Here is an 11,963-nt window from a genome sequence, read left to right on the forward strand (position 1 = left end):
TCTGGACCTCCGGGGTCGGGCCGTCCCGTCCGTGCCCGGAGCCAACTCCCCTTCCCTGCCTGCCCGGAGGTCACCCGTGCCGCTCCCACCCACCGACATCCTGATCGCGGGCCAGTGGCGACGCGGTGCGGGCGAGCCCCTCGACACCATCGATCCGGCCACCGGACGCGTGCTGGCCACCGTGCACTCCGCCTCCGCCGCCGAGGTCACCGAAGCGGCCGAAGCCGCGGCAAAGGCCATGGCGGCCCCCGCCTGGCGGAACCTGCTCGCCCACGAACGAGCCCGCCTCCTGCACCGGATCGCCGAGCTGGTGGAACAGGCGGCGCCCGAGCTGGCGGCCGTACAGACCGCGGACACCGGCAAGACCCTCGCCGAGACTCGGGCCCTCGCGCTCAGCGCGGCCGGCACCTTCCGGTACATGGCCGCCGCGCTGGAGACGGCCGAGGACGCGGTCACGCCGTCCCGGGGCCCGTACCTGACCATGAGCGTGTACGAGCCGATCGGCGTCGTCGGCGCGATCAACCCGTGGAACTCCCCGGTCGCCAGCGACGCGCAGAAGATCGCCCCGGCGCTCGCCGCCGGCAACGCCGTCCTCCTCAAGCCGGCCGCCTGGACCCCGCTGGTCTCCCTCGCCCTCGGGCGGCTGATCACCCGGGCCCTGGACGAGTTCGGCCTGCCCACCGCCCTGCTCTCGGTGCTGCCGGGCAGTGGGCGGGTCGTCGGCGACGCCCTCGTACGCCACCCCCTCGTCACCCGGATCGGATTCACCGGAGGCACCGAGACGGGCCGGTCCATCGCAGCGATCGCCGCCGAGAAGCTCATCCCCGCCTCCCTGGAACTGGGCGGCAAGTCGCCGACCATCGTGCGCGCCGACGCCGACATCGAACAGGCCCTGGCGGGAGTGATGTTCGGGATCTTCTCGTCCAGCGGCCAGTCCTGCATCGCCGGATCACGGCTCTTCGTGGCCCGCGAGATCTACGACAGCTTCGTCGGCGAGCTCGTCGAGCGGGTCCGCAAGCTGCGCGTCGGCCCCGGCACCGACCCGGCCACCCAGGTCGGCCCCCTTGTGCACCACCGCCACCGCGACTCCGTCGCCGCCTACGTCGACCTCGCCCGCTCCGAAGGCGCGCGCGTGTTGTGTGGCGGGGCGGCGCCCCAGGGTGAGCGGTACCAGGACGGCGCCTACTATCTCCCGACCGTCCTCGACGGCCTGGCCAACACCTCCCGCACCTGCCAGGAGGAGATCTTCGGCCCGGTCCTCGTCGCCCTGCCCTACGACGACGAGGACGACCTGGTCCGCCAGGCCAACGACTCCGTCTACGGCCTCGCCTGCGGCATCTGGACCCGTGACCTGCGCGCGGCGTGGCGGATCGCGCGCCGGGTCGAGGCAGGCACCGTCTGGATCAACACGTACAAGCAGTTCAGCGCCTCCACCCCGTTCAGCGGCTGGAAGGACAGCGGCCTCGGCACGGAGAAGGGCCGGGACGCGATCCGCGCCTACCAGCGCCAGAAGTCCCTGTACTGGGGCACCTCCGACCTACCCCTGCCCTGGGCCAACTGATCCGGCACGCCCTGCCCGCCCGTCTGGAGAGACCTTCATGCACCCCACACCGCCAGGCCCGATCGCCCGGCTCCGCGCGCTGCGCTCCGTCGAGCTGTACACCCCGGCCTTCACCGAGAGCGCCGGCTTCTACGAGGACGTCTGGGGTCTCGAAACCGTCGAGTCCGACACCGGGACCCGCTGGCTGCGCGGCACCGGCGAGGAACACCACGTCCTCCAGCTGACCGCGCACGAGCGGGTCGGCCTCGGGCGGATCTCGTTCGCCGTCGCCACCCCGGCCGAGGTGGACGAGGCGGCTCGTCGCCTTGAGGCCCGCGGCCTCGTCCCCGCCTTCGGGCCCGGACCGCTGGGCGGCGCGGGCGGCGGATACGGACTACGGTTCACCGACCCCGAGGGGCGGCTGATCGAGATCAGCGCCCATGTCGAGGCCGTCGTCCCGCGCGGACGGGAGAGCGCCGTGCCCGTCGGCGTCACCCACGCAGTGTTCAACACCACCGACATCGACGCCGCCGTCGCCTTCTACCGCGAGGTGCTCGGACTGCGCGTCTCCGACTGGTCCGAGCACCAGATGGCCTTCCTGCGCTGCAACGCCGACCACCACAGCATCGCGTTCAACCAGGCCGAGTGGACCTCGCTCAACCATGTGGCGTACGAGATGAGCTCGGTCGACCACTTCATGCGCGGTCTCGGCCGGCTCCGCCACCACGGCATCGCCCCGCAGTGGGGGCCCGGCCGCCACGGTCCCGGAGACAACACCTTCTCCTACTTCACCGACCCCTCCGGCCTGGTCTGCGAGTACACCTCCGAGGTCGCCCAGATCGTCGAGGACGCCTGGATCGCCCGGGTGTGGCGACGGGTCCCGGACCTGTCGGACCTGTGGGGCACGGCGGGACCGCCGTCGAAGGAGATCCGCTGCCACATGGCCGGCGTGCCGGACCCCGGCCCGCTCGCTCCCGTCGACGCCCAGGAGGCCACCGCATGAGCACCGTACGCGTTCGCAAGGTCGGCCTCGTCGGCTGGGGCGCGATCGGCCGGATCGTCGGCGGCGCGCTCGCCGTCGGCGAGGTAGGCGGCGCGGAACTCGTCTGCGTCGTGGACAACCGCCCGCTCGGCGACACCGCCCCGGCCCCGCAGGTCACCTTCGAGGAAGCCCTTGAGCGCTGCGACCTGATCGTGGAGGCGGCCGGCCAGGGCGTCGTACGGGAATGGGGCGAGCGCGTGCTCGCCTCCGGCACCGACCTGCTGGTCGCCTCGACCGGGGCGCTGACCGACGAGGACCTGGCCAAGCGCCTGCACGCGGCGGGTCCGGGCCGGGTGTACTTCACCGGCGGTGCCGTGGGCGGCCTCGACCTGCTCCAGGCGGCCCGCTCCATGGGCCCCCTGGACGACGTCCGGCTCACCACCACGAAGCTGCCCTCGACCCTCGAACAGCCGTGGATGGACGCCGAGTTGCTCGACCGGATGCGGACGGCGACCGGCCCCGTCGTGGTCATGAGCGGAACCGCCCGCGACGTGCCGGTCCGCTTCCCCAAGTCGACGAACGTGGCCGCCTCGGTCGCCCTGGCCGTCGGCGACCTGGACACTGTGCGGGTCCGGGTCGTCGCCGACCCCTCGGCGCACCACACGCGACACGTCGTCGAGGCGTCCGGCGCCCACGGCTCGTACCGCTTCGAGGTCGCCCACCTGCCGGACCTCGGCAACCCGGCGACCAGCCAGGCCGTGCCGTACGCGGTGCTGCGCAGCCTGGCCGCGCTGGCCGGGCGGACGGGCCAGATCCTGTGACCGCCCCCTCGATCAGCGGCGTCCGTGTCCACGTCGAGGAGGCCGGTGCCCACGGCCCCCTGCTGCTCTGCCTGCACGGCATCGGCTCGTCGTCGGCCGCCTTCGCCCCGCAGCTCGCCGAACTCTCCTCGTACGTACGGGTCGTGGCCTGGGACGCCCCCGGCTACGGCGCTTCGCCCGACCCCGAAGTCCCCCTCACCCTCGACGACTTCGCGAACACGGCGGCAGAGCTCATCCGGGAGCGCGGCGGCAGCGCCCATGTGCTCGGCGTCTCCTGGGGCGGCGTCGTCGCCCTGCGGCTCGCCGCCCGCCACCCGGAGCTCGTCGCCTCGCTGATCATCGCCGACTCCAGCCCCGGCTCGGGCATCGACGAGACGAAGGCGGCGGGCATGCGGGCCCGTGCCACCGAACTCGCCGAACTCGGGCCCCGGGCCTTCGCCGAGGCCCGCGGACCGCGCCTGGTGTCACCTGGCGCCCCGGCCGCACTGGTCCGGCGGGTCGTCGACACCATGGCGGCCTCCGTACGCCTGCCCGGCTACGCGTACGCCGCCGAGTCCATGGCCTCGGCCGATCTGCGCGCCGAACTGCCCGAGATCGCCGCGCCCTCGCTCGTCCTGTGCGGCGAGCAGGACCACGTCACCGGCATCGACGCGAGCCAGGCCGTCGCCGGCGCCCTCCACAAGACCGCCTTCGTGATCGTCAAGGACGCCGGTCACCTGGCCAACCAGGAGCAGCCCGGGCGCTTCGACGCCTGGGTCCTCTCCCACCTCCGTATCACCGCCCGTATCCCCGAATAGAAACGAACAGGAGCTCTTCCATGCCTCTGACCACCACCGCCTACGACAACGGCGGCGACCTCGCCGCGTACACCGACTCCCTCATCGCCACCAAGGACTCCAGGGTGGCCGACTTCGACACGCTGTCCTTCCAGGAGAAGGCCGGCCCGCAGTACCGCCGCGGACAGATCCGGTACGTCGGCTCCGGCGCCACCGGCGACCACGAGAACGACAGCCGGATCATCCCGTCCGGCGGGTTCACCTTCTCCAACATGCTGCTTCCGCCCGGCGCCGAGGGCCCGGCCCACACCCACCACGACGTCGAGGAGGCGTTCTTCGTCCTGGAGGGCGAGATCAAGGTCGGCATCCACCGGGGCCCCGACGAGGCCGAGTACCGGACACTGGGCTACCGCGACATGATCGTCGTCCCGGCCGGTGTGACGCGCTCCCTGAAGAACGAGGGGGACACCGACGCCCTGTTCTGTGTCGTGATCGGCACGCAGAAGCCGCAGGTGCCCAGCTATCCCGAGTACTCGCCGATGCACGGCGTCACCCGTGGCTGATCTGCCCCCGGCCGACGCGCGCACCGTCGTCGTCACCGGAGCGGGCCGTGGCCTGGGACTGGCCATGGCCCGCCGGGCGGGCGAGGACGGCTTCCGCGTCGTCGTCGCCGAGCTGGAGCGGGAGCGGGGCGAGCGAGCCGCCGCCGGACTGCGCGCGGACGGCATCGACGCCCGCTTCGTACGCTGTGATGTCGCCGACCCGGACTCGGTGGCCGAACTCGCCTCCGCCGTAAGGGGGATCGGCCCCCTTTACGGCCTGGTCAACAACGCGGCACTCGCCAACGGCGTGGGTGGCAAGGAGTTCCAGGACATCGACGTCGAGGTGTGGGACCGGCTGATGACGGTCAACGCCCGGGGCCCCTGGCTGGTGTCGAAGGCCCTGTACCCGTTCCTCGCCGCGCCGGGCCGGATCGTCAACATCGCCTCGGACGCCGCGCTCTACGGCTCCCCGCGCCTCGCCCACTACATCGCCTCCAAGGGAGCGGTCATCGCCCTGACCCGGGCCATGGCGCGCGAACTCGGCGACAAGGGAATCACCGTCAACGCGGTCGCCCCCGGACTCACCGAGGGCGAGGCGACCGCGACCGTCCCCGCCGAGCGACACGACCTCTACCGCATGAACCGGGCCGTCTCCCGGCCGCAGCAACCCGACGACCTCACCGGGATCGTCTCTTTCCTGCTCGCCGAGGAGTCGCGCTATCTGACCGGACAGGTGATCGCCGTCAACGGCGGCTTCACCATGCACTGAACGCGCTGATTGCGCTGAAACACAGGAGAACCGTCATGGATCTGGGCCTCGCCGACCGCACCATCGTGGTGACCGGCGGCAGCTCGGGCGTCGGCCTGGCCACGGTCCGCGCCCTGCTCGACGAGGGTGCCCGCGTCGCCACCTGCGGCCGCGATGCCGACCGGCTCGCCAAGGCGGCCGCCCGGCTCGGCGCCGGGCGAGACCGGCTGCTCGCCGCGGTGTGCGATGTACGGGACACCGACGCCGTGGACCGCTTCGTACGCAGCGCCGCCGACACGTTCGGCGGCGTCGACGGACTCGTCAACAACGCCGGACAGTCCCGCATGAAGGGACTCGACGAAGCGACGGCGGAGGACTGGCGCGACGAACTGGAACTCAAGTTCGCCGGCGTGCTCAACCCCCTGCGCGCCGCGCGCCCCTTCCTCGCCCGCTCCGACGCCGCGAGCATCGTCAACATCAATGCGGTGCTCGCCAAACAGCCGGAGACGCGGCTCATCACCACCAGCGCCGCCCGCGCCGGCATCCTCAACCTCTCCAAGTCCCTCTCGGTCGAACTGGCCGGCGACGGCATCCGGGTCAACTCCGTGTGCCTGGGCCTCATCGACACCGGTCAGTGGACCCGCCGCCACGCCGCGGCCGACACCGGCATCAGCTACGAGGACTGGCAGGCGGAGCTCGCGGCGGACCGGGGCGTCGCGCTCGGTCGGCTCGGCCGCGCCGAAGAAGTCGCCTACGCGGTCGTCGCCCTGCTCTCGCCCCGCGCCTCGTACATCACCGGCACCGGCATCGACGTCTGCGGCGGCGTCGGCCGCTCCATCCTCTGAGGAGACACCATGCGCTACCCCAACGGAGGCGATCTCCTCGTCGCCGTCCTGCAGGAACTCGGCATCGACACCGTCTTCGGCATCGTCAGCGTGCACAACCTGCCGCTCGTCGAGGCCGTCGACCGGGCCCTGCGCTTCGTCCCCGTACGGCACGAGGCGTCCGCCGTCAACGCCGCCGACGCGTACGGACGGGCCCGCGGCTCGATCGGCTGCGCGCTGACCTCCACCGGAACCGGCGCCGGCAACGCCGCCGGATCGCTGATCGAGGCGCTCAGCGCGGGCAGCTCCGTGCTGCACGTCACCGGTCAGGTGGAGAGCGAATTCCTGGGCAGCGGACGGGGGTTCATCCACGAGACCAAGGACCAGCTGGGCATGCTGACCGCCGTGTCGGCGTACGCGGCGACCGTGCCCGACACCGAACGAGCCGGCCGCATCCTGCGCGAGGCGGCGCGTGCCGCGCGCGGCGGACCCGGCGGCACCGGAGGGCCGGCCAGCGTCGAATGGCCCATCGACCTCCAGTACGCGCCCCAGGCCGACCTCCGTGCCGCGCCGGACTTCCCAGCCTTCCCCGGGCCGACGGCTGGCGAGATCGCTGCGGCCGGTGAACTTCTGGCCTCCGCTCGCCGCCCGCTCGTCTGGGCCGGCGGCGGCGCGACCAGGGCCCGCCGCGAACTCGCTCCGCTCCTCGAAGCGACCGGAGCCGGACTGCTCACCTCCAACTCCGGGCGCGGCACGGTTCCCGAGGACCACGATCAGGTCATCGGCAACTTCGCCACCGCTCCCGCCGCCCGGACCCTGCTCGCCGACGCGGATCTGCTCCTGACGATCGGCACCCACTTCCGCTCCAACGAGACCGCCGACTACACGCTCGACCTGCCCGCTGCGCACATCCAGATCGACCTCGACGCTGCGGCCCTCGGCCGTGTCTACCCGGTCGCACACCCCCTGCACGGCGACGCCGCGCCCACCCTGGCGGCCCTCGCCCGGTACGCCGCTCCCGCCGAGGCGGGCTGGCGGGAACGCGTCCGCGCCGTCCGCGCCGACGTGCGGGCCGCCCTGCACGACGCCATCGGACCGCAGGCCGCGATCTGCGACGCGATCCGCGCCGCCCTGCCCCGCGAGGCCGTCATCGCCCGTGACGTGACCATCCCCTCCAGCAGCTGGGGCAACCGGCTCCTGGACATGTACGACCCGCTGGACAACGTCTTCCCGCGCGGCGGCGGCATCGGCCAGGGCCTCGGCATGGGCATCGGCGCGGCGCTCGCCCGGCCCCACGCACCCACCGTCGTCCTCGCCGGCGACGGCGGACTCGCCGTGCACCTGGGCGAACTGCTCACCCTGGCCCAGGAACGCCCCAGGCTGACGCTCCTGGTCTTCAACGACGGGGGCTACGGCGTGCTGCGCAACATGCAGGACCGGTACAGCGAGCGCCGCTCCGGCGTCGACCTGGCCACCCCCGACTTCGAACTCCTCGCCCGCGCCTGCGGTCTGCCGTACGGCCGGATCGCGGCCGAGGAGGACGCCGCACCGGTCATCGACGCGGCCGTCGCCTCGGACGGACCGACGCTCGTCGAGGTCGACCTCACGGCCCTGGGCCCGATGAAGAACCCGTTCACCCCGCCCGTCAGGATCCCGAGCCGGTAAGGAGGCACCAGGCCCATGAGCGACAACCTGCTGCAACTGATCGTCCACCGCATGACCTGGGAGGCCGAGGGCGTCCTGTCCGTCGAGCTGGCCCATCCGGCCGGCAAACCCCTGCCCGCCTGGCAGCCCGGCTCCCACATCGACGTGTACCTCGGGGGCCGGATCCGCCAGTACAGCCTGTGCGGCGACCCGCGCGACCCCACCGTGTACCGGATCGGTGTGCTCAACGAGCTCGCGTCACGGGGGGGTTCGCGCTTCGTCCACACCCAGCTGCGCCCGGGCCAGTGCGTCCCGGTCTCCGAGCCGCGCAACCGCTTCGCCCTGGAGGACGCCGGCTCGTACGTCTTCGTCGCCGGCGGCATCGGGATCACGCCTCTCCTGGCGATGGCCCGGGAGGCCGCGCGGCGCGGCGCCGACTGGCGCATGGTCTACGGCGGCCGCACCCGGGCGTCGATGGCCTTCGTCTCCGAACTCGCCCCACTCGACGGCGAAGTGACGCTCGTCCCGCAGGACGAGCAGGGGCACATCGACCTGGACGCGGCGCTGGCGCCACTGCCCGACGGCGCACTCGTCTACGCGTGCGGACCCGAGCCGCTGCTCGCGGCCGTGGCGGAACGCTGCCCCGAGGGCCGGCTGCGCCTGGAGCGGTTCGCCGCTCCGGTGGTCGAACACACCGGAGCGGACGAGGAGTTCGAGGTCGAGTGCCGTACCTCGGGCCTGACGCTCCGGGTCGGGGCGGACACCTCGATCCTCGACGCGGTGGAGAGCGCCGGTATCGGCGTGAACAGCTCCTGCCGCGACGGCATCTGCGGCTCCTGCGAGACCCGCGTGCTCGACGGCACGCCCGACCACCGCGACTTCCTGCTCAGCGAGACCGAACGCACCGCCGGCACCAGCATGATGATCTGCGTCTCGCGGTGCGCATCCGGCCGGCTCGTCCTCGACCTCTGACCCTCTGCCCCGCCTTCTTACGGAGACACCGTGACCGACACCACCTGGCCGTACCTGGACGTCCACCAGTCGCGTACGCGCGAACCCACGCCGTACGAGTTCCAGCTCGCCGCCACCCTCGAAGAGGTCTTCACCCAGGAGGGACACGAGCTCGCCGACGTGGTGCGCGGGCTCAACGCCCGCAAGGTGCGCACCCCCGACGGCACGCCGTGGACCGAGGAGTCCTTCCGCATCGAGATCGACCGACTGGGAGCCTGACATGACGCTGTCGACCACCGCCACCGCGGACCACATCTACGCCACCGGTCTGCGCAACCAGTGGCACCCCGTCGTCCCCTCCCGGTTCGTCGCCCCCGGCGGCATGCGCAAGGTGACCGCGCTCGGCGAGCAGTGGCTACTGTTCCGCCGCCAGGACGGCACCCTCTCCATGCTCGCCGACCGCTGCCCGCACCGCGGCGCACCCCTGTCCCTCGGCAAGCACCTCGGGGACCGGGTGGCCTGCTGGTACCACGGCGTCGAGGTCGGCTCCGACGGCACGGTGACCTCCGTGCCCGGACTGCCCGGGTGCAACCTGGAGGGCAAGAAGCTGGTCACCTCGCTTCCCGTGCGCGAGGTCGGCGGCGCGATCCTCGCGTACTTCGGTGACGAGGAGCACCCCGAGCCGGTCGAGCTCGCCCTGCCCGACCCGCTGACGGACCCCGCCGTGGACGCGTTCCTCTGCTACGCCGAGTGGAACGTGCCGTGGCGGTACGGCGTGGAGAACCTGCTCGACCCCATGCACGGCGCCTTCCTCCACCACGAGTCGCACAGCATGTCCGGCGGTGACACCTCCGCCAAGTTCCGCATCCAGGAGACCGGCCGCGGCTACTTCTTCGAGAAGACCGACCAGCGGGGCGTCAACTTCGACTGGGTCGAGCTGTGCCGCACCGGCGTCGACTGGGTGGACCTGTCGATCCCGTACCCGCCGTCGGCCGGCCCCGGCGGACCGTTCGGGATCGTCGGCATGGTCTGCCCCGTCGACGAGCAGCGCACCGGCGTCTTCTTCTGGCGCTACCGCCGCGTCGAGGACTGGCAGCGCGCGTCCTGGCGATTCCTCTACAAGACGCTCATCGAGAAGCGCCACTGGGAGGTCCTGGAGCAGGACCGCGTCATGCTGGAAGCGATGCCCGCGGACGCCGACCAGCGCGAGAACCTGTACCAGCACGACCTCGGCGTGGTCCGCCTGCGCCGGCTGTACCGGGCGGCCGCCGAGGCGCAGTCCTCGGCCGGAGCCTGAGGGCGCCGCAGACCGCCCCACCCCCGGATGCCGCCCGGGCTCGCTGTCGCCGAGCCCGGGCGGTGCCACGTCCCACCACGGACCCCCACCGATATAGGGGGCGAAGAGGGCTGCCCTGGCTTGGAGAGCGGCGGTCAGGGCATCCAGTACGCCGAACCCGCGTGAGTCCAGTCCGCAGAGGGGGCGGTCGCATCACGTATCGCCAGGCCCGTACGTCGCGCGGGTGGCTTCGAAGACGATCACTGACGACGAGAACGACAACGCCCGGAACCCGCGGCTGGCGCGGGTTCCGGGCGGGGCGCCGGAGGGCCGATGTTCGGGATTCCTTGCTCGCCGTCAGGGGCGGGTGTCTGCGATCTCCCGCTTGAGGATCTTGCCTGTGGCGCCCTTGGGCAGTGCGTCGACCAGCCAGATCAGGCGGGGGTACTTGTACGGGGCGACCTGGCCGCGGACGAACTCCCGCAGCTCCTCCGGGGTGGCCGAGGCGCCGGGACGCAGCGCGACCGCGGCGGCAACCTCCTCGCCGAGCCTCTCGTCGGGCAGTCCGATCACGGCGGCCTCGGAGACGGCGGGGTGTTCGTAGAGGACCTCCTCGATCTCGCGGGGGTAGACGTTGTAGCCGCCGCGGATCACGAGGTCCTTCTTGCGGTCGACGATGTAGTAGTAGCCCTCGTCGTCGACGCGGGCGAGGTCGCCGGTGTGCAGCCAGCCGTCCTGCACCGTCTCGGCGGTGGCTTCCGGGTGGCCCCAGTAGCCCTTCATGACGTTGTGTCCGCGGACGCACAGCTCGCCGATGCCGTCGGTCACATCGGCGAGGCGCAGCTCGACGCCCTCGATCGGGGTGCCGATCGACCCGGCCTTGCGCGGGCGGTCCGGGTGGTTGAAGGAGGCGACGGGTGAGGTCTCGGACATGCCGTAGCCCTCCAGGACCGGGCAGTCGAAGGCCTTCTCGAAGCCGTGCAGGACCTCGACGGGCAGGGAGGCGCCGCCGGACACGGACAGGCGGAGGGTGGAAGAGTCGTGGGCGCCGGGTTCCTGGGCATGGGCGCCGAGCAGGGCCGCGTACATCGTCGGCACGCCCGCGAACATGGTGACCCGCCGCTGCTCGACGGTCCGCAGCGCGAGCGCCGGCTCGAAGCGGGGGAGCAGGGTGAAGCGGGCGCCGACGCTGATGGCCGTGTTCATGGCGACGGCCTGGCCGAAGGCGTGGAACAGCGGAAGGCAGCCGAGCACCACGTCGTCGGCGGTGAGGTGGAACAGCGACCGTGCGGCGATCTCGGAATTGCGGGCGAGATTGGTGTGGGTGAGTTCGGCGCCCTTGGGCAGGCCGGTGGTGCCGGAGGTGTAGAGGATGACGGCGGTGTCTTCGTCGCCACCGAACACGGCCGAAGCGGGCTCGGGGTGGTCGGCGAGCAGCTCGACCAGCGAGCCGGCCGCGACCGGGATGATCGCGACTTCCGTGCCAGCGGTGCTCTTCCCCTCGGCAGCCTCACCGGTGACCGCGTCGTGCGCGAGCAGCAGCCCCGCGCCGGAGTCCTGCAGATAGTGGGCGATCTCGCGGGCCTTGAGCAGCGGGTTCATCGGCACGACGACGGCGCCGGCGCGGAGCGCGCCGTAGTACAGCACCAGGAATTCCAGTGTGTTGGGCAGCATGATGCCGACCCGGTCACCGGGCCGGACACCGCGTGCGGTGAGCAGGGCGGCCGTCCGGCCGGCGAGGGCGTCGAGCTCGGAGTAGGTCAGCGCGTCCTCTCCGAGTTCGACCGCGATGCGAGGGCCGTGCTGTGCCGCGCTGCGGCTGAGGAAGTCGGCGATGTTCACGGGACAGTCTCCTTCGG

General features: G+C 72.2%; 12 protein-coding genes. 11 read left to right on the forward strand and 1 reads right to left on the reverse strand.

Annotated elements, in window-relative coordinates:
- The first annotated feature begins 76 nt into the window (after positions 1–76).
- Genes AB0C73_RS22085 through AB0C73_RS22135 form a run of 11 tightly spaced genes read left to right on the forward strand, consistent with a single transcriptional unit; the run spans position 77 to position 10,125 of the window.
- Positions 77–1,561, forward strand: coding sequence for an aldehyde dehydrogenase (locus AB0C73_RS22085; protein WP_362532664.1), 1,485 nt, complete (start codon positions 77–79; stop codon positions 1,559–1,561).
- A gap of 37 nt (positions 1,562–1,598) precedes the next feature.
- Entirely contained in the window at positions 1,599–2,543 is a 945-nt protein-coding gene (locus AB0C73_RS22090) for a VOC family protein (RefSeq protein ID WP_362532667.1), read from the forward strand.
- Positions 2,540–3,343, forward strand: coding sequence for an aspartate dehydrogenase domain-containing protein (locus AB0C73_RS22095; RefSeq protein WP_362532670.1), 804 nt, complete (start codon positions 2,540–2,542; stop codon positions 3,341–3,343). The genes AB0C73_RS22090 and AB0C73_RS22095 overlap by 4 nt, the downstream gene beginning before the upstream one ends.
- Complete coding sequence (locus AB0C73_RS22100) at positions 3,340–4,140, forward strand: alpha/beta fold hydrolase (protein ID WP_362532673.1); 801 nt, start codon at positions 3,340–3,342, stop codon at positions 4,138–4,140. Before AB0C73_RS22095 ends, AB0C73_RS22100 begins: the two co-directional genes overlap by 4 nt.
- Before the next feature lie 20 nt (positions 4,141–4,160).
- Positions 4,161–4,682: a cupin domain-containing protein gene (locus tag AB0C73_RS22105; RefSeq protein WP_362532676.1), complete on the forward strand. Its 522-nt coding sequence runs from the start codon at positions 4,161–4,163 to the stop codon at positions 4,680–4,682.
- Entirely contained in the window at positions 4,675–5,430 is a 756-nt protein-coding gene (locus tag AB0C73_RS22110; RefSeq protein WP_362532679.1) for an SDR family oxidoreductase, read from the forward strand. The genes AB0C73_RS22105 and AB0C73_RS22110 overlap by 8 nt, the downstream gene beginning before the upstream one ends.
- A 35-nt stretch (positions 5,431–5,465) precedes the next feature.
- Positions 5,466–6,254, forward strand: a complete 789-nt coding sequence (locus AB0C73_RS22115) for an SDR family oxidoreductase (protein ID WP_362532682.1) — start codon at positions 5,466–5,468, stop codon at positions 6,252–6,254.
- Positions 6,255–6,263: 9 nt separating this feature from the next.
- Entirely contained in the window at positions 6,264–7,898 is a 1,635-nt protein-coding gene (locus AB0C73_RS22120; protein ID WP_362532685.1) for a thiamine pyrophosphate-binding protein, read from the forward strand.
- A gap of 15 nt (positions 7,899–7,913) precedes the next feature.
- A complete protein-coding gene (locus AB0C73_RS22125) occupies positions 7,914–8,849 on the forward strand; it encodes a PDR/VanB family oxidoreductase (RefSeq protein WP_362532687.1) in 936 nt (311 codons plus the stop codon).
- Between the two features lie 30 nt (positions 8,850–8,879).
- Positions 8,880–9,107, forward strand: coding sequence for a recombinase-like helix-turn-helix domain-containing protein (locus AB0C73_RS22130; protein ID WP_362532690.1), 228 nt, complete (start codon positions 8,880–8,882; stop codon positions 9,105–9,107).
- 1 nt (position 9,108) lies between these two features.
- Complete coding sequence (locus AB0C73_RS22135; RefSeq protein ID WP_362532693.1) at positions 9,109–10,125, forward strand: aromatic ring-hydroxylating dioxygenase subunit alpha; 1,017 nt, start codon at positions 9,109–9,111, stop codon at positions 10,123–10,125.
- A gap of 336 nt (positions 10,126–10,461) precedes the next feature.
- On the opposite strand, the gene AB0C73_RS22140 is transcribed toward AB0C73_RS22135, so the two are convergent.
- Complete coding sequence (locus AB0C73_RS22140; protein ID WP_362532696.1) at positions 10,462–11,946, reverse strand: long-chain fatty acid--CoA ligase; 1,485 nt, start codon at positions 11,944–11,946, stop codon at positions 10,462–10,464.
- Between the last annotated feature and the right edge of the window lie 17 nt (positions 11,947–11,963).

Origin of the sequence: Streptomyces sp. NPDC048623 (genome assembly GCF_040650755.1) — a bacterium.
GTDB lineage: Bacteria > Actinomycetota > Actinomycetes > Streptomycetales > Streptomycetaceae > Streptomyces.

What these genes read in the sequence shown, in the direction of transcription:
- AB0C73_RS22090 (WP_362532667.1), top strand. Translation starts at nt 1,599, where the DNA reads ATGCACCCCACACCGCCAGGCCCGATCGCCCGGCTCCGCGCGCTGCGC.
- AB0C73_RS22095 (WP_362532670.1), top strand. Translation starts at nt 2,540, where the DNA reads ATGAGCACCGTACGCGTTCGCAAGGTCGGCCTCGTCGGCTGGGGCGCG.
- AB0C73_RS22105 (WP_362532676.1), top strand. Translation starts at nt 4,161, where the DNA reads ATGCCTCTGACCACCACCGCCTACGACAACGGCGGCGACCTCGCCGCG.
- AB0C73_RS22115 (WP_362532682.1), top strand. Translation starts at nt 5,466, where the DNA reads ATGGATCTGGGCCTCGCCGACCGCACCATCGTGGTGACCGGCGGCAGC.
- AB0C73_RS22120 (WP_362532685.1), top strand. Translation starts at nt 6,264, where the DNA reads ATGCGCTACCCCAACGGAGGCGATCTCCTCGTCGCCGTCCTGCAGGAA.
- AB0C73_RS22125 (WP_362532687.1), top strand. Translation starts at nt 7,914, where the DNA reads ATGAGCGACAACCTGCTGCAACTGATCGTCCACCGCATGACCTGGGAG.
- AB0C73_RS22135 (WP_362532693.1), top strand. Translation starts at nt 9,109, where the DNA reads ATGACGCTGTCGACCACCGCCACCGCGGACCACATCTACGCCACCGGT.